The following is a 16,143-nucleotide window of genomic DNA, read 5'->3' as shown; positions in this document are numbered from 1 at the left end:
CGACTATGTATCAAGCGATCGTCTTCCTTCCGCTGCTCGGCTTCCTGATCGTCGGCCTGTTCGGCAATGCGCTCGGTGCCAAGGCATCCGAATACATCACCTCCGGCTTGCTGGTGATTGCGGCCGTGCTGTCGTGGGTCGCCTTCTTTTCCGTCGGCTTCGGCCATGGCGAGGTGTTCACAGTGCCGGTGCTGCACTGGATCCAGTCCGGCGGGCTGGACGTCTCCTGGGCGCTCAGGATCGACACGCTGACGGTGGTGATGCTGGTGGTGGTCAACACCGTGTCGGCGCTGGTTCACATCTATTCGATCGGCTACATGCACCACGATCCGAACCGGCCGCGCTTCTTCGCCTATCTGTCGCTGTTCACCTTCGCCATGCTGATGCTGGTCACGGCTGACAACCTCGTGCAGATGTTCTTCGGCTGGGAAGGGGTGGGCCTCGCGTCCTACCTGCTGATCGGCTTCTGGTACAAGAAGCCGTCGGCCAATGCCGCGGCAATAAAGGCCTTCGTCGTCAACCGCGTCGGCGATTTCGGTTTTGCGCTCGGCATTTTCGGCGTCTTCGTGCTGTTCGGCTCGGTCAATCTCGGCACGATCTTTGCCAATGCGACGACGTTCATCCCGGTCGAAGGCGCGCCGCAGGGTGCCGCCGTACTCACCTTCCTCGGCCATGCGCTCGACAAGCAGGCGGCAATGACCGTCGTCTGCCTGCTGCTGTTCATGGGTGCCATGGGCAAGTCGGCGCAGGTGCCCCTGCACACCTGGCTGCCGGACGCCATGGAGGGCCCGACCCCGGTGTCGGCGCTGATCCATGCCGCCACCATGGTGACGGCCGGCGTGTTCATGCTGGCGCGGCTTTCGCCGCTGTTCGAATTGTCGCACTCGGCGCTGACGGTGGTCACCTTCATCGGCGCCTTCACCGCCTTCTTCGCGGCGACTGTCGGCCTGGTCCAGAACGACATCAAGCGCGTCATCGCCTATTCGACCTGCTCGCAGCTCGGCTACATGTTCGTGGCGCTCGGCGTCGGCGCCTATGGCGCGGCGATCTTCCATTTGTTCACGCACGCCTTCTTCAAGGCGCTGCTGTTCCTCGGTTCCGGCTCGGTCATCCACGCGGTCTCCGACGAGCAGGACATGCGCAAGATGGGTGGCCTGAGGACGCTGATCCCGACCACCTACTGGATGATGGTGATCGGCACGCTGGCGCTGACCGGCGTCGGCATTCCGGTGACCGTCATCGGCACCGCCGGCTTCTTCTCCAAGGACGCCATCATCGAGGCCTCCTTCGCTGGCCACAATTCGGTCGCCGGCCTGGCTTTCATCCTGCTGGTCATCGCCGCCTGCTTCACCTCCTTCTATTCCTGGCGGCTGATCTTCATGACCTTCCATGGCAAGCCGCGGGCGAGCCACGAGGTGATGCACCACGTCCATGAATCGCCGCCGGTGATGCTGGTGCCGCTGTTCGTGCTGGCGGCTGGGGCGCTGTTTGCCGGTGTCATCTTCCACAATTCCTTTATCGGCGAAGGCTATGCCGAGTTCTGGAAGGCGTCGCTGTTCACGCTGCCGGACAACCATATCCTGCACGAGATCCACGAATTGCCGCTGTGGGTGGAGCTCTCGCCCTTCATCGCCATGCTGATCGGTTTCGCTCTGGCCTGGAAGTTCTACATCCGCTCGCCGGAGATGCCGGTCAATCTGGCCGCCCAGCATCGCGGGCTGTACGCCTTCCTGCTCAACAAGTGGTATTTCGACGAGCTTTACGACTTCCTGTTCGTTCGCCCGGCCAAGCGTCTCGGTCACTTCCTGTGGAAGACCGGTGATGGGACCATCATCGATGGGCTCGGGCCTGACGGCATTTCGGCGCGCGTCGTCGACGTCACCAACCGCGTCGTCAAGCTGCAGACCGGCTATCTCTACCACTACGCCTTCGCCATGCTGATCGGCGTTGCCGCACTCGTCACCTGGATGATGCTCTGATGACCGCCTGGCCAATCCTCTCGCTGGTCACCTTCCTGCCTCTGGTTGGTGTGCTGCTGATCCTGTTCATCAACGATGACAGCGAAAACGCGCGGCGCAACATCCGCGCCATCGCGTTCATAACCACGGCATTCACCTTCCTGGTGTCGCTGTTGATCTGGACCGGCTTTGACAATTCGCAGGCCGGGTTCCAGTTTGTCGAAAAGGTCGCCTGGCTCGATTCCGGCATTTCCTACCATATGGGCGTCGACGGCATTTCCATGCTGTTCGTCATCCTGACGACCTTCCTGATGCCGCTTTGCATCCTGGCGTCGTGGGAAGCGATCGAGAAGCGCGTCAAGGCCTACATGATCGCCTTCCTGCTTCTGGAAACGCTGATGATCGGCGTGTTCTGCGCGCTGGACATCGTGCTGTTCTACGTCTTCTTCGAAGCCGGCCTGATCCCGATGTTCATCATCATCGGCGTATGGGGCGGCAAGCGGCGCGTCTACGCCTCGTTCAAGTTCTTCCTCTATACGCTGGCCGGCTCGGTGCTGATGCTGCTCGCCATCATGGCGATGTTCTTCCAGTCCGGCACCACCGACATCCCGACGCTTCTGACGCACAGCTTCCCGGCCAACATGCAGACCTGGCTGTGGCTTGCCTTCTTCGCCTCCTTCGCGGTGAAGATGCCGATGTGGCCGGTGCACACCTGGCTGCCCGACGCCCACGTCGAGGCACCGACGGCGGGCTCGGTCATCCTGGCCGGCATCCTGCTGAAAATGGGCGGATACGGCTTCCTGCGCTTCTCCTTGCCGATGTTCCCGCTGGCCTCCGAAATGTTCGCGCCGCTGGTGTTCACGCTGTCGGTCGTCGCCATCATCTACACCTCGCTGGTGGCGCTGATGCAGGAGGACATGAAGAAGCTGATCGCCTATTCGTCGGTCGCCCATATGGGCTTCGTCACCATGGGCATCTTTGCCATGAACCAGGAAGGCGTGCAGGGCGCTATCTTCCAGATGCTCAGCCACGGTCTGGTGTCGGGCGCGCTGTTCCTGTGCGTCGGAGTCATCTATGACCGCATGCACACCCGCGAGATCGCCGCCTATGGCGGTCTCGTCAACAACATGCCGAAATACGCGACCGTGTTCCTGATCTTCACCATGGCCAATGTCGGCCTGCCGGGCACGTCAGGCTTCGTCGGCGAGTTCCTGACCATGCTTGGCGTGTTCCGGGTCAACACCTGGGTGGCGTTCTTCGCCGCCACCGGCGTCATTCTGTCGGCGGCCTATGCGCTTTGGCTCTACCGCCGGGTGATCTTCGGCGCGCTGACCAAGGACAGCCTGAAGGGGCTGCTCGACCTGTCGACCCGTGAGAAGGCGATCATCTATCCGCTGGTCGTGCTGGTCATCTTCTTCGGCGTCTATCCCGCACCCGTCTTCGACGCGACGGCCCAGTCGGTCAAGTCGCTCGTTACCAATGTCACCGCATCCATCGGCGCCGCGCAGACCGCGGCGGCGAACTGACCCAGGGGTTTTGCGAACCATGACGCCGGACCTTCTCTCCAGCCTGTCGCTCTCGACGCCCGAGCTGATCCTTGCCATCGGCGCGCTCGCGCTGCTGATGGTCGGGGCCTATTCGCGTTCCAACACCGCCAATACCGTGACCGGCCTTGCCGTCGCCGTGCTGGTGATCGCAGGCGCCTGGCTGATCTTCCACGCAGGGCAGGGCAGCGCCTATGGCAATGCCTTCATTCAGGATTCCTTCGCCCGCTTCATGAAGGTGCTGGCGCTGATCGGCTCGGCGGTGACGCTGATCATGTCGATGCGCTTTGCCAAGGCGGAACGTTTCGACAAGTTCGAATATCCGGTGCTGATCCTGCTTTGCACGCTCGGCATGATGCTGATGATCTCGGCCAACGGCATGATCGGGCTCTATCTCGGCCTCGAACTGCAGTCGCTAGCGATCTATGTGCTGGCGGCGATCAATCGCGACAATTTGCGTTCGACAGAAGCCGGCCTGAAATATTTCGTCCTCGGCGCGCTGTCGTCGGGCATGCTGCTCTACGGCATCAGCCTGGTCTACGGCTATACCGGGAACACCGGCTTCCAGGAGATCGCCACGGCGCTGGGCGGCGGCGAGCGCCAGCTTGGCCTTGTCGTCGGTCTCGTCTTCGTGCTGGCCGGGCTTGCCTTCAAGATATCGGCGGTGCCGTTCCACATGTGGACGCCAGACGTCTATGAGGGCGCACCGACACCGGTGACGGCCTTCCTGGCGGCAGCGCCGAAAATGGCGGCGATGGCGCTGATCGTGCGCGTCACCATGGGTGCGTTCAAGCCGATCGCCTCCGACTGGCAGCAGATCATCGTCTTCATCTCGATCGCCTCGATGGCGCTTGGCTCCTTCGCCGCGATCGGCCAGACCAACATCAAGCGGCTGATGGCCTATTCCTCGATCGGCCATATGGGCTACGCGCTGGTCGGCCTTGCCGCCAACAGCCAGGCCGGCGTGCGCGGCGTCGCCATCTACATGCTGATCTACCTGGTGATGACGCTCGGCACGTTCGCCTTCATCCTTGCCATGCGGCGCAAGGAAGGCAATGTCGAGCAGATCAGCGATCTCGCCGGCCTCTCGTCGACCAACCCCATCATGGCGACGATCCTGACCATCCTGATGTTCTCGCTGGCCGGCATTCCGCCGCTCGCCGGCTTCTGGGGGAAGTGGTACGTCTTCCTCGCCGCCATCAACGCCAACCTTTATGCGCTGGCAATCATCGGCGTGCTCGCTTCCGTGGTGGGCGCTTACTACTACCTGCGCATCATCAAGATCATGTGGTTCGATGAGCCGGTCGGCGGCTTTGTGCCGATGGCCAGCGAGTTGCGTGTCGTGCTCGGCGTCAGTGGCGCCTTCGTGCTGTTCTACGTGCTGATCGGCGGGCCGATCGGGACCTATGCCGAAGCCGCCGCCAAGACATTTTTCTGACGGGATGGCATTTCGGCTGGCTCCAACCTCGGCGTCGGAAGGGTTCCGGCTCGAAGCGCATGACAGTGTCGGCTCCACCAACGCGCTGGCGCTAGACCATGCCCGGGCGGGCGATCCGGGCAAGCTCTGGGTCGTTTCCAAGAAGCAGGAAAGCGGGCGCGGCCGGCGTGGCCGTGCCTGGGCAACGCCGGAAGGCAATCTGGCGGCGACGCTGCTCCTCATCACCGGCGGCGAATTGCGCCTTGCCGCGACGCTCGGCTTCGTCGCGGGGCTGGCGCTGGCCGACGCGCTCGACGCGGTGGTGCCGAAGGGCCGCATCGCGATAGGCCTCGACGGAGCGAGCCAGGGACAGAACCGTTTCGAGCTGAAATGGCCAAACGATGTGCTCGCCTCCGGCGCCAAGCTGGCCGGCATCCTGCTGGAGTCGGCGATGCTTGACGGTAGCCGCTTCGCGGTGGCGGTGGGCATCGGCGTCAATGTGGTGGCGCATCCGCGGGATTTGCCTTATCCCGCGACATCGCTTCACGCGTTGGGCGCGGCTTGCGATGCCGAAACGCTGTTTCTGGCGCTGTCGGATGCCTGGAGCGAGAATGCCCGCCTATGGGACGAAGGACGTGGCCTTGCCGCCATCAGGAAGCGTTGGCTGGCCCGCGCGGCGGGCCTTGGCGGCGAGGTTGCTGTCAGAATTGACGGTAATGTGGTGCGTGGCGTGTTCGAGACCATTGACGAGGACTGCCGTTTCGTGATCCGCGACGATGACGGGTCTGTTCTGACGGTCGCCGCCGGCGATGTGCATTTCGGCGCGGTGGCGTCCGCGCGGATATAATTTGTTTTTGAGCCATTCCGGACGGAAAACCGGTAGGCACTTGCTGGAATGCTTTAACGGCTTGGCCCGAGGGTCAGGAAGGAAAAAATCATGGCGAAAGCGGACAACGCCGAACTCGTCTTCGTGCCGCTCGGCGGCGTCGGCGAGATCGGCATGAACTTCGCCCTCTACGGCTACGGCCCGCCGAGCGCGCGCGAATGGATCATCATCGATGTCGGCGTCACCTTTCCCGACGCGGCGCATCCGGGCGTCGACCTGATTCTGCCCGACACGCGCTTCATAGAGGAGAACCTCGCCAATCTGCGCGGCATCATCATCACCCACGCACATGAGGACCATTACGGCGCGCTGCTCGACATCTGGCCGAAGCTGAAGGCGCCGGTCTGGATGACGCCGTTCAGCGCCGGGCTGCTGGAAGCCAAGCGTCAGGGCGAGCAGGGCGCGCCGAAGATCCCGCTGACGATCTACCGGGCGGGCGAAAAGTTCACGGTCGGTCCCTTCGAGATCGAAGCCATTCCGGTGGCACACTCCATTCCCGAACCCATGTCGCTGGCGATCACCTCGCCGGCCGGCACCGTCATCCACACCGGCGACTGGAAGATCGATCCGGAGCCGACGATCGGTCCCAAGACCGACGAGGCGCGGTTCCGCGCCTATGGCGACAAGGGCGTGCTGGCGCTGATCTGCGATTCGACCAATGCGCTGCGCGAAGGCGAGTCGCCTTCGGAAGTGGCCGTGGGCGAGGGCCTGAAAGGCGTCATCCAGGCGGCCAAGGGCCGCGTCGCCGTCACCACCTTCTCCTCCAATGTCGGACGCATCGTTTCCATCGCCAGGGCAGCGCGCGATGCCGGCCGCCAGTGCCTTGTGCTCGGCCGCTCGTTGAAGCGCGTCATCGATGTGGCCGGCGAACTTGGCTACATGGACGGCCTGCCGGAGTTCATCGCCGAGGAGGATTTCGGCTTCATCCCGCGCGAGAACCTGGTCATCATCTGCACCGGCAGCCAGGGCGAGCCGTTGGCGGCACTTGCCAAGCTGTCGCGCGACGAGATGAAGTCGGTGTCGCTGACGGCGGGCGACACGGTGGTGTTTTCCTCGCGCACCATTCCCGGCAACGAGAAGGCGATCCTCGAGATCAAGAACCGCCTCATCGATCTCGGCATCAAGATCATCGAGGACGGCGATGCGCTGGTGCATGTCTCTGGCCACCCCCGCCGCAGCGAACTGCGCAAGATGTATGAATGGGTGCGTCCGCAAATCGGCGTTCCCGTGCATGGCGAGGCGGCGCATCTGGTGGCGCAGGGCTCGCTGATGTCCACCTCCGGCATCGGCCAGGTGGCGCAGGTGCGCGACGGCGACATGCTGCGGCTCGCTCCCGGTCCCGCCACGATCATCGACCAGGTGCCGTTCGGCCGCGTCTACAAGGACGGCAATCTGATCGGCACCGATCAGGCGATGGGTATTCGCGACAGGCGCAAGCTGTCCTTTGCCGGTCACGTCGCGGTCAATGTCGTGCTTGATGACAAGTACGAGCTGGCCGGCGATCCCGACCTGGTCGCCATTGGCGTCGCCGAAACCGACGCCCGTGGCGAGATGCTCGAGGACCTGATGATCGATGCGGCCGTCGGTGCGGTCGATTCGATCCCCCGCCAGCGCCGCAAGGACCTCGACCTGGTGCAGGAGGCGGTGCGGCGCGCAGTGCGCGGCGCGGCCAACGAAGCGTGGGGCAAGAAACCGCTGGTGACGGTTTTCGTCACCCGGTGACGGAGGCGTCGGGTGCTCGGATGTTCAGCTGATAGCTGACCGGAATCCAGCGAAAGGAATGGTCTGTCCGCTCGACATAGCCCAGACCCGGAAACGGCATGTGGTGGCCGGCGACGAGCAGGCGCCGCTCGGCAGCCATGCCGAGCAGCCGCTTGCGGGTCTCGATCGCCTTTTCCTTGTCGTCGTCGAAATCGGCATGCCATTGCGGACGCTGGATCGCCACGACATAGTGCAGGAAAGCGTCCGACCAGATCAGCAATTGCTGTCCGTCGCTTTCGACAAGGAAGGCCAAAAGCCCGGCGGAGTGACCGGCCGCGTCGATGGCAGTGATGCCCGGCACCACTTCGTCTCCAGGCGCTATGAACGTCGCGCGGTCGGCCATGCCGGTGCAAATGCGCCTGAAGAGATCACGATTGGCCAACCTGGCCGGACGCACCGCATTTCCTTCGGTCCAGAACGCGAATTCCGCTGCGCCGAATACCAGGCGTGCGCGGCTGAAAACGGATGCGCCATTCCGGACAAGCCCGCCAATGTGGTCCGGGTGCCCGTGGGTGATGACCACCACATCGATGTCATCAGGGCCGAGCCCAAGGGCTTGCAAACACTCCAGGAGTGAACTGTGTTCATCTCCGCAGCCAGTGTCGAACAGGATCTTTTCGGAACCGGTATCGATCAGCGTCGGGATGAAGCAATGCTCGTAGCGATCCTGGTCGATGAAGTTCGAAACCGCGAGTTCGAGCACGGCCGCCGGCGGCTGTCCGGCCGCGAAGGCCGATGCTAGCCCGTCTCTGACATCGACGGCATCGAGCAGAGCGGCAATTTTGAACGACCCGAGATCGAAGGTGAAAACGCGGGGGCGGGCAGGGCTGATTCCGGACATTGGCCTTTGTACTTTGTGGCTGCCGGTCGCAACAGGTGCGACAGTGCGCTCCTCGCGAAAGGCTGTTGATCTCGGCTGATTTGACGTATGACGCCAGTCGTTGGACCTGGGAGAAAAAGCTCGGACATGCTCGGACGGCTGAACCATGTCGCGCTTGCAGTGCCGGATTTGACCGCCGCCGTTGCAGCTTACCGCAACACGCTCGGCGCCGAAGTGACCGAGCCGCAGGCGTTGCCGGAGCATGGCGTCACCGTGGTGTTCGTCGATGTCGGCAACACCAAGGTCGAGTTGCTGGAGCCGCTTGGCGAGGGCTCCCCAATCGCGGCATTCCTCGAGAAGAACCCGTCGGGCGGCATGCATCATCTCTGCTACGAGGTCGACGACATCCTGGCCGCGCGCGACCAGCTCAAGGCCGCCGGCGCCCGGGTGCTTGGTGACGGCAATCCCAAACCAGGCGCGCACGGCAAGCCGGTGCTGTTCCTGCATCCGAAGGATTTCTTCGGCACGCTGATCGAACTGGAGCAATCATGAGCTGGGTCTCGTTCACCGCGCTGTTTTTCGCGACCTGGTGGGTGGTGCTGTTTGCCGTCCTGCCGTTCAGCGTCAGAACGCAGGACGACGATCACGACGTGACGCTGGGCACGGTGCCGAGCGCGCCGCGCGGGCCGCATATGCTGCGTGCCGTGATCCGCACCACCATCGCAACGGCGGTCCTGATGGGCATGTTCTACGGCCTGACGCACGGGCTGGGATACAGCCTCAACGACATCCCGCACATCGTGCCGGATTTCAGTCCGACCCCAGGGAAATAGACGTGGCGGCAAGGGTGCTCCGATAAGGTCGGAGCGCTGCGGATGGGATTGAGATGCCGCCCTGTACGGCGGCTACTGGCTGCTGACGCAAGGTCATGTAGCCTGCCAATTCGCGGCGCTAACCAGATGATTGCACAAAAAAAATGCAAGGCACAAGGCCTTGCAATTAAACGCGTCCGATCTGTTTCCGGTATCCGGCGGCAGCGAGTAACCGCGCCTAGATCGCATCCTCCCAAGACTTTGACCGCGTAGGAGAGCAGATTTTTTTCTGCCCTCTCGGTTATCGGGGCACATTAGCCCAACGGAAATGAAAATGTCACGAAGAATTTTGCCTTGAAACGGGCAATCTCGTGCTGCACTGCACAATAGTGCGGCAGGCTTTGCTTTTGAAACGTCCAGTCAGGGTCGACAGAGCCTTTGCGGCATGTTCGCAATTGACGCGCGCAAAGAATTGACGGCCAAACCCGAAGAGGTTCGGTGCGTTCCATTGTCGGCGCGGGTCGATCCGGAAGCGAGGGATTCGGGCTCGGAAGGGACCTACGTGGTGGGACGGCCGGGTTTCCATTCGGTCATGAAATCGCTATGAAGCCGGGGCAAGCAAGCCTGCGCCGCGCCGATTCTGGCGTGGCCATTCTCATTCACGGACCTGTCCATGCGTTTGTCGCGCTATTTCCTGCCTATCCTCAAAGAAAACCCGCGCGAGGCCGAAATCGTCTCGCATCGGCTGATGCTGCGCGCCGGCATGATCCGCCAGCAGGGGCAAGGCAGTTTTTCCTGGCTGCCGCTGGGCAAACGGGTGCTGGACAAGGTCTGCAAGATCATCCGCGAGGAGCAGAACCGCGCCGGTGCGCTTGAGATCCTGATGCCGACCATCCAGTCGGCCGATCTGTGGCGCGAGAGCGGCCGTTACAACGACTACGGCAAGGAGATGCTGCGCATCAAGGACCGGCAGGATCGCGACATGCTCTACGGTCCGACCAACGAGGAAATGGTCACCGAGATTTTTCGCGCTTACGTCAAATCCTACAAGGACTTGCCGCTCAACCTATACCACATACAGTGGAAGTTCCGTGACGAGGTGCGGCCGCGCTTCGGCGTCATGCGTTCGCGCGAATTCCTGATGAAGGACGCCTATTCCTTCGATCTCGACTTCGAAGGCGCGAGAGCGGCCTATAACCGGATGTTCGTGTCCTATCTCAGAACCTTCACGCGCATGGGCTTGCAGGCCATTCCGATGCGGGCCGACACCGGTCCGATCGGCGGCGATCTCAGCCACGAGTTCATCATCCTGGCCGACACTGGTGAAAGCCAGGTCTTCTGCCATCGCGATTACCTGTCGCTTGCCGTGCCCGGCGCGAACACCGACTTCGCCAATGACGGCGAGATAGCAGATATCGTCAAGACGTGGACGACGCCTTACGCCGCCACCGACGAGATGCATGACGAGGCGGCCTGGGAGAAGGTTCCGACTGGCGACCGGGTCTCGGCGCGCGGCATCGAGGTAGGCCATATCTTCCACTTCGGCGAGAAATATTCCAAGCCGATGGGGGCCAAGGTGACGGGGCCCGACGGCAAGGATCATTTCGCCTCGGGCGGCTCCTACGGTATCGGCCCGTCGCGGCTGGTCGCGGCGATCATCGAGGCCAGCCATGACGAGAACGGCATCATCTGGCCGGAAGCGGTGGCGCCGTTCGATATCGGCCTGATCAACATGAAGGCGGGCGATGCCGACTGCGATCGCGTCTGCGACGAACTCAACGCCGCCTTCACCGCCGCCGGCAAGGATGTGCTCTACGACGATACCGACCAGCGGCCGGGCGGCAAATTCGCCACCGCCGACCTGATCGGCCTGCCCTGGCAAGTGATCGTCGGGCCGCGCGGTGTCGCCGCCGGCGAGGTCGAGATCAAGAATCGCAAGACCGGCGAGCGCGTGACGCTGCCGATCGCCGACGCGGCCAAACACTTCGGTGCCGCCGCATGAGCGAGGTGGCGGCAGCGCGATCGGCGGGCGCCGGCCCTTTTTCCATCTTCGAGCGCACGGTCGCCTGGCGCTATTTGCGTTCGCGGCGCAAGGAGACGGTGATCTCGGTGATCGCCTCGATCTCTTTTCTCGGCATCATGCTGGGCGTCGCCACGCTGATCGTGGTCATGGCGGTGATGAACGGATTCCGCGCCGAGCTTTTGACGCGCATCCTCGGCGTCAACGGCCATCTGATCGTGCAGCCGCTCGATTCGCCGCTTGAGGACTATGCCCAGGTCGCCAGGCGCATCAACGGCGTACCCGGGGTCAAATACGCCATCCCGCTGATCGACGGCCAGGTGCTCGCGCAAGGCAATGTCGGCGGCGGCACCGGCGCGCTGGTGCGCGGCATCCGGGGTGAGGATCTCGGCAAGATCGCCATCGTGGCCAGCAACATCAAGCAAGGCACGCTCGCCGATTTCGATACCGGCGAGGGTGTCGCCATCGGCAAGCGCATGGCCGAGAATCTCGGCCTGACGCTCGGCGATACGATTACCTTGATCTCGCCGGACGGGGATGTGACGCCGCTCGGCACCACGCCGCGCATGAAGGGCTACAAGATCGCGGCGATCTTCGAGGTCGGCATGTCCGAATATGACACGTCGATAGTCTACATGCCGTTCTCCGAAGCGCAGCTCTACTTCAACATGGACGGCCGGGCGCAGACGATCGAGATCTATGTCGACAATCCCGACGATGTCGACGCGCTGAAACCCAAGGTGGAAGCGGCGGCGCAGCGGCCGATCGACATGGTCGACTGGCGCCAGCGCAACGAGACCTTCTTTTCGGCTCTGCAGGTCGAACGCAACGTCATGTTCATGATCCTGACGCTGATCGTGCTGGTGGCGGCGCTCAACATCATTTCCGGACTGATCATGCTGGTGAAGGACAAGGGGCATGACATCGCCATCCTGCGCACCATGGGCGCCTCGCGCGGCGCCATCCTGCGCATCTTCCTGATGACTGGGGCGGCGATCGGCGTGACGGGCACGCTCGCCGGCGTGCTGCTCGGCGTCGTGATCTGCACCAACATCGAATCGATCCGCCAGTTCTTCTCCTGGATGACCGGCAAGGTGCTGTTCAACCCGGAGCTCTATTTCCTCAGCCAGTTGCCGGCCAAGATGGATCCGCGCGAGACGACCTATGTCATCATCATGGCGCTTGCGCTGTCCTTCCTGGCAACGGTGTTTCCGGCATGGCGGGCGGCCCGCCTCGATCCGGTCGAAGCCTTGAGGTACGAGTAGTGGCCGAGGTCCTTATCGAGCTGAAGAGCGTCGAACGGCACTACGTCCAGGGGCCGCGCAAGCTCACCATCCTGAACGGCGCCGATTTCGCGCTGCGGCGCGGTGAAATGGTGGCGCTGGTGGCCCCGTCGGGCACCGGCAAATCAACGCTACTGCATACGGCCGGGCTGTTGGAGCGGCCGGATGCCGGCGACGTGATCCTGTCCGGACGCGCCTGTGGCCGGCTGTCCGACGACGAGCGCACCTCGATCCGCCGCAACGATGTCGGCTTCGTCTATCAGTTCCATCATTTGCTGCCGGAGTTTTCCGCGCTGGAAAACATCATGATGCCGCAGCTCATCAAGGGCCTGCCGCGCAAGGAAGCGTCCGAGCGAGCGGCGCAACTGCTCGACTACATGCAGATCGGCAAACGGGCGTCGCACCGGCCGTCGGAGCTTTCCGGCGGCGAGCAGCAGCGCGTCGCCATCGCGCGTGCGGTCGCCAATGCGCCGCTGGTGCTGCTCGCCGACGAGCCCACCGGCAACCTCGACCCGGTCACAGCCTCCTACGTGTTCGAGGCGCTGGAGGCACTGGTGCGGCAATCGGGCCTCGCGGCGCTGATCGCCACCCACAATCACGAGCTTGCATCGCGCATGGACCGGCGCGTCACGTTGGCCGACGGCAAGGTGGTGCCGCTCTAAGGACGATTCTCACCCGACGTGTACCGCGCGGGGGTAGCTTAGAACCGCCAGTGAGCGCTCATTGCGATCAGAGTGGACGATATCGCGCTCGTCGCCAGGATGGCCAACCAAATTACGAGATTGCGAGAGAGGCGCCGCCGGCGACCTTGTCGCATACGCTTTCGCCAGCGTTCACCTTGATTTGCGCCTCCGTATTTCCCCATGTCGATCGCTCAGCAATGCCTCAGGCCCAGGCATTTTCGGCTCAGCCAAAATTTAATACAAGCGCTCGCTAATTTGTTCTTCCCGGGCTGAAGCCTACCCTGGCAAGCTTCCAACTCCCTCCCTTAGCGACCAATTAACGTTTCGCTAACCGTGCACAGTTCCCCGCCCATGGCCATACCTCCCAGCGGTTGACAATGGAACAAAATTAGAACAAATTAGAAACATATCAACAACAGGAGAGAGTTATGACCGATCTGGTTCAGGATGTCATCTCGCTGGTTTGCATGAGCGCGTTTCTTGTCTCCATGGCGATCTGGATCGGAGCCATGTGATTTGGCGGCGTCGGCCGTCGCTGTTTCTCGATGGCCAATGCCGCCCCGCCGTTAAGCTTTTCTTGCCGCCACGACGTTAGATTGCGCCTCCAAGGCAGGGAGCAACGTCCAGGTGTCGCCCATCGTCACCGCCATTCTCGTGGCCAGCAATCTCGGGCTGATCTTTCTCCTGATGACCGTGCCGCTTGGTTTGCGCACGGTCCGGTCGAGCCGCATCGTGGCGATGGACCGGCAGCGCCTGTGGCAGGCGCTGTGGCCGCTCGGCAGCGATGCCGGCTGGTCCGGCGAGATCCTGTCGGCGCAGCCGCTGGACGAAGAGGGCGTCGCCCGCATCACGCTGTCTTGGGAAGGCCGCGATGGCAAGCCGATAGAGCGCAGGGCGCGGTTTGAAGATGTCGTCGAGGGCAACCGCTTCTCGATGCGGGTGATCGAGGACACCGCGCTCGATAGCTCGTTCTGGAAGGACTATGGCGAGACCGCCGAACTGGTTTCGGAGGGAAGCGGCACGCGCGTGACGCTCAGCCGGACCGACCGGTACCGCGGCGTGGCTTTCCTGGTGTTTCGCTATTTCGCCATGCGCCGCGAGCTCTCCAAGCTGCAGCGTTGGGCAAGGACCGGGCAGTATCGCAAGGGTGGCTGGTTCGAGCATCCGCTGAGCCAGGTCGGCTTTGCCGTGCTGTCGGCATTGATGCTGTGGCCGTTCTTCGGGCTTCACCTCGGCGGGCTGGCGCTGGCCGCGATCCTGACGTCGGTGGTGGCGCTGCACGAACTCGGCCACATGGCGGCGTTCCGGCTGACGGGCCATCACAGGGCGCGGATGATCTTCATCCCGCTGCTTGGCGGCATCGCCATTGGCGGCCGGCCCTATAACAGCCGTTTCGAAGTGGCCTTCGTGGCGTTGATGGGGGCGGGGTTCTCCGCCTTCCTGGTGCCGATCCTCATCGCCGCCAGCGTGCTTGCCGGCGGTGAGGGTCACAAGGCGGCTGCCGCGCTACTCGCCGCACTCGCAGGCTGCGCTGCCCTGTTCAATATCGCGAATCTGGTGCCTGTGTGGAAATTCGACGGTGGCCAGGTGCTGCGCCAGATCTGCCCGGGGCCGGTCGTCCTGGCGCTGGCATCCTTCTCGCTGCTCTCGGCCTTTCTGGCGCTTGGCTGGCGGGCCGGTTTTTCCCTGGGCTTCCTGCTCGCGGCCGGTGCGGTATTTTCGATTCTCAGCCTGCTCACCGTCGGCAGCGGGGTGAAGCCACGCCACGAACTGGAGCCGATCGGCACTGTCGATCGTTTGGTCATCGCCGGGGCCTTGCTGGCGGTGTTCGCCATCCACGGCTGCGGCGTGTTGTGGGCGTCAGGGCAGTTGCTCTGAGTTGGTTGGGTCCGAAAGGATCAACCCGTCTTGCGGGCAGCCTCGACCGGCAAAGCCGCCACGGGACCAAAAACATCCTCGAAGGCTGATTTCAGCGCCAGATCCAGATCGGCCATGCCGAGGGGCAGGCCGAGGTCGACAAGGCTGGTGACGCCGTGATCCTGGACGCCGCAGGGCACGATGCCGCCGAAATGGGAAAGGTCCGGCTCGACATTGATCGCAATGCCATGGAAGCTCACCCACCGCCGCAGCCTTATGCCGATTGCCGCGATCTTTTCCTCGGCAGGTGAGCCGTCGGGCAAAGCAGGGCGATCTGGCCGTGCCACCCAGACACCAACCCGGTCCTCGCGGCGTTCGCCGCGCACGTTGAAGGCGGCGAGCGTGCCGATGATCCACTGTTCGAGCGCCGCGACGAAGGCGCGCACGTCCTCGCGCCGGCGCTTCAGGTCGAGCATGACATAGGCCACCCGCTGGCCTGGCCCATGATAAGTGTATTCGCCGCCGCGTCCGGCCGCAAAGACCGGAAAGCGATCGGGTTCGATCAGGTCCTCGATGCGGGCGCTGGTGCCGGCGGTGTAGAGCGGCGGATGTTCGACCAGCCAGACCATTTCGCCGGCAGCCCCGCCGCGGATCGCCTCGGCGCGCGCCTCCATGAACGCAAGCGCATCGGGATAGGCGACAAGGCCGGGCTCGACCAGCCATTCCACCGGGGCCGAACCGGGCAAGGGCAGGAACGACGTGGCAATCTGGCTGCGTTCTGGCATGGCGTCTCTCTTGTCGCCTTCCATATGGCGATATCAGGCGGAAACGTCCAGTTCGCCGTGCGCTTGGGCGCCGAGCATCCGACGCGCCGGCAAGACAATGAGTGCTTGCTGGTTCAATTCGCAGCTGTGTCGTCAGGATGATTTGGTGCGGTCGAGAAGACTCGAACTTCCACGGGTTGCCCCACAGCGACCTCAACGCTGCGCGTCTACCAATTCCGCCACGACCGCACGTGGTAGAGCCGGAACCGACCGGCTCGCGGCGTGTAGCAAATCGTTTCCAGCGAAACAAGTGCGCCACGAGTATTTAATCGCTGGGA

13 protein-coding genes and 1 tRNA gene are annotated in these 16,143 nt (G+C 63.1%); 11 read left to right on the top strand and 3 right to left on the bottom strand.

The window, feature by feature from the left end; genetic code table 11:
• The first annotated feature begins 5 nt into the window (after positions 1-5).
• The 5 genes from nuoL to FJ943_RS19810 all read left to right on the top strand — a co-directional run bounded on the left by nuoL (position 6) and on the right by FJ943_RS19810 (position 7,527).
• Positions 6-1,979, top strand: a complete 1,974-nt coding sequence (gene nuoL / locus FJ943_RS19830; protein ID WP_140724020.1) for an NADH-quinone oxidoreductase subunit L — start codon at positions 6-8, stop codon at positions 1,977-1,979.
• Positions 1,979-3,484, top strand: a complete 1,506-nt coding sequence (locus FJ943_RS19825; protein ID WP_140615827.1) for an NADH-quinone oxidoreductase subunit M — start codon at positions 1,979-1,981, stop codon at positions 3,482-3,484. The genes nuoL and FJ943_RS19825 overlap by 1 nt, the downstream gene beginning before the upstream one ends.
• A 19-nt stretch (positions 3,485-3,503) precedes the next feature.
• Entirely contained in the window at positions 3,504-4,940 is a 1,437-nt protein-coding gene (gene nuoN, locus FJ943_RS19820; RefSeq protein WP_015317351.1) for an NADH-quinone oxidoreductase subunit NuoN, read from the top strand.
• 4 nt (positions 4,941-4,944) lie between these two features.
• Complete coding sequence (locus FJ943_RS19815; protein WP_140615830.1) at positions 4,945-5,766, top strand: biotin--[acetyl-CoA-carboxylase] ligase; 822 nt, start codon at positions 4,945-4,947, stop codon at positions 5,764-5,766.
• Positions 5,767-5,856: 90 nt separating this feature from the next.
• Entirely contained in the window at positions 5,857-7,527 is a 1,671-nt protein-coding gene (locus tag FJ943_RS19810; RefSeq protein WP_140615832.1) for a ribonuclease J, read from the top strand.
• On the opposite strand, the gene FJ943_RS19805 is transcribed toward FJ943_RS19810, so the two are convergent.
• Positions 7,517-8,407: an MBL fold metallo-hydrolase gene (locus FJ943_RS19805; RefSeq protein ID WP_140724017.1), complete on the bottom strand. Its 891-nt coding sequence runs from the start codon at positions 8,405-8,407 to the stop codon at positions 7,517-7,519. The two genes, FJ943_RS19810 and FJ943_RS19805, sit on opposite strands and share 11 nt — an antisense overlap.
• A 126-nt stretch (positions 8,408-8,533) precedes the next feature.
• Here FJ943_RS19805 and mce point away from each other — a divergent pair, with 126 nt between their 5' ends.
• The 6 genes from mce to FJ943_RS19775 all read left to right on the top strand — a co-directional run bounded on the left by mce (position 8,534) and on the right by FJ943_RS19775 (position 15,062).
• Entirely contained in the window at positions 8,534-8,938 is a 405-nt protein-coding gene (gene mce / locus FJ943_RS19800) for a methylmalonyl-CoA epimerase (protein ID WP_015317355.1), read from the top strand.
• Positions 8,935-9,219, top strand: a complete 285-nt coding sequence (locus FJ943_RS19795) for a DUF1467 family protein (RefSeq protein WP_140724014.1) — start codon at positions 8,935-8,937, stop codon at positions 9,217-9,219. The genes mce and FJ943_RS19795 overlap by 4 nt, the downstream gene beginning before the upstream one ends.
• A gap of 652 nt (positions 9,220-9,871) precedes the next feature.
• On the top strand, positions 9,872-11,200 hold the full coding sequence (proS, locus tag FJ943_RS19790; RefSeq protein WP_015317358.1) for a proline--tRNA ligase: 1,329 nt from the start codon (positions 9,872-9,874) through the stop codon (positions 11,198-11,200).
• On the top strand, positions 11,197-12,483 hold the full coding sequence (locus tag FJ943_RS19785) for a lipoprotein-releasing ABC transporter permease subunit (RefSeq protein ID WP_140724011.1): 1,287 nt from the start codon (positions 11,197-11,199) through the stop codon (positions 12,481-12,483). Before proS ends, FJ943_RS19785 begins: the two co-directional genes overlap by 4 nt.
• Entirely contained in the window at positions 12,435-13,163 is a 729-nt protein-coding gene (locus FJ943_RS19780) for an ABC transporter ATP-binding protein (RefSeq protein WP_181166285.1), read from the top strand. Before FJ943_RS19785 ends, FJ943_RS19780 begins: the two co-directional genes overlap by 49 nt.
• Positions 13,164-13,811: 648 nt before the next feature.
• Positions 13,812-15,062, top strand: coding sequence for a site-2 protease family protein (locus tag FJ943_RS19775; RefSeq protein WP_140724008.1), 1,251 nt, complete (start codon positions 13,812-13,814; stop codon positions 15,060-15,062).
• Positions 15,063-15,082: 20 nt separating this feature from the next.
• On the opposite strand, the gene lipB is transcribed toward FJ943_RS19775, so the two are convergent.
• Together lipB and FJ943_RS19765 are read right to left on the bottom strand one after the other, a co-directional pair.
• A complete protein-coding gene (lipB, locus tag FJ943_RS19770) occupies positions 15,083-15,826 on the bottom strand; it encodes a lipoyl(octanoyl) transferase LipB (RefSeq protein ID WP_140724005.1) in 744 nt (247 codons plus the stop codon).
• A 143-nt stretch (positions 15,827-15,969) separates the two neighbouring features.
• Positions 15,970-16,054: transfer RNA gene (locus FJ943_RS19765), tRNA-Leu, on the bottom strand.
• Between the last annotated feature and the right edge of the window lie 89 nt (positions 16,055-16,143).

Origin of the sequence: Mesorhizobium sp. B2-3-10 (assembly GCF_006442275.1) — a bacterium.
GTDB classification, from domain to species: Bacteria; Pseudomonadota; Alphaproteobacteria; order Rhizobiales; family Rhizobiaceae; genus Mesorhizobium; species Mesorhizobium australicum.
Note: the sequence above shows the minus strand (reverse complement) of the source record. Positions and strands in the feature narration are given on the sequence as shown.

Excerpts from the sequence above, each read along its gene's own strand:
- FJ943_RS19815 (WP_140615830.1), top strand. The coding sequence starts at position 4,945 with ATGGCATTTCGGCTGGCTCCAACCTCGGCGTCGGAAGGGTTCCGGCTC.
- FJ943_RS19795 (WP_140724014.1), top strand. The coding sequence starts at position 8,935 with ATGAGCTGGGTCTCGTTCACCGCGCTGTTTTTCGCGACCTGGTGGGTG.
- FJ943_RS19780 (WP_181166285.1), top strand. The coding sequence starts at position 12,435 with ATGGCGGGCGGCCCGCCTCGATCCGGTCGAAGCCTTGAGGTACGAGTA.
- nuoL (WP_140724020.1), top strand. The coding sequence starts at position 6 with ATGTATCAAGCGATCGTCTTCCTTCCGCTGCTCGGCTTCCTGATCGTC.
- FJ943_RS19825 (WP_140615827.1), top strand. The coding sequence starts at position 1,979 with ATGACCGCCTGGCCAATCCTCTCGCTGGTCACCTTCCTGCCTCTGGTT.
- FJ943_RS19810 (WP_140615832.1), top strand. The coding sequence starts at position 5,857 with ATGGCGAAAGCGGACAACGCCGAACTCGTCTTCGTGCCGCTCGGCGGC.
- FJ943_RS19785 (WP_140724011.1), top strand. The coding sequence starts at position 11,197 with ATGAGCGAGGTGGCGGCAGCGCGATCGGCGGGCGCCGGCCCTTTTTCC.
- FJ943_RS19805 (WP_140724017.1), bottom strand. The coding sequence starts at position 8,407 with ATGTCCGGAATCAGCCCTGCCCGCCCCCGCGTTTTCACCTTCGATCTC.
- mce (WP_015317355.1), top strand. The coding sequence starts at position 8,534 with ATGCTCGGACGGCTGAACCATGTCGCGCTTGCAGTGCCGGATTTGACC.
- proS (WP_015317358.1), top strand. The coding sequence starts at position 9,872 with ATGCGTTTGTCGCGCTATTTCCTGCCTATCCTCAAAGAAAACCCGCGC.
- lipB (WP_140724005.1), bottom strand. The coding sequence starts at position 15,826 with ATGCCAGAACGCAGCCAGATTGCCACGTCGTTCCTGCCCTTGCCCGGT.
- nuoN (WP_015317351.1), top strand. The coding sequence starts at position 3,504 with ATGACGCCGGACCTTCTCTCCAGCCTGTCGCTCTCGACGCCCGAGCTG.